Below are 392 nucleotides of genomic sequence, written 5' to 3'. Positions count from 1 at the left end.
GCTGGAGCCGGCCCTCGCCGCCATCCGCCCCCGGCTGGCCGGCGCCACCTACACGGCCGAGGACGAATCGGGCGACGCCAATGCCTTCACGCGCGCGCTGGCGCAGGTCGCCGAAGCCCATGGCGTGCGCTTCCGCATGGGCTGCCACGTCACCGCGCTGCGCACCGCGGGCGGCGCCATCGACCATGTCGAGATCACCGACGCAGAAGGCCGCTACGCGCGCGTGCGCAGCGACGCCTACGTGCTCGCCATGGGCTCGTTCAGCCCGCTGCTGGCGGAGCCGCTCGGCCTGCGCCTGCCGATCTACCCGGCCAAGGGCTATTCGGCCACGATCCCGGTGCGCGACCCCGCCGCGGCCTACGAGGTGAGCCTGACCGACGACGAATACAAGC

The 392-nt window shown here is 73.2% G+C and carries 1 protein-coding gene; it reads left to right on the top strand.

What is annotated here, in order from left to right:
- The coding region (locus M1M07_RS32565; RefSeq protein WP_248676813.1) for an FAD-dependent oxidoreductase at positions 1–392 on the top strand (392 nt) is incomplete at both ends.

The sequence above is a fragment of the Rhodococcus sp. HM1 genome (genome assembly GCF_023218075.1).
GTDB lineage: Bacteria > Actinomycetota > Actinomycetes > Mycobacteriales > Mycobacteriaceae > Rhodococcus.
This window is presented reverse-complemented; position numbering and strand designations above follow the sequence as displayed.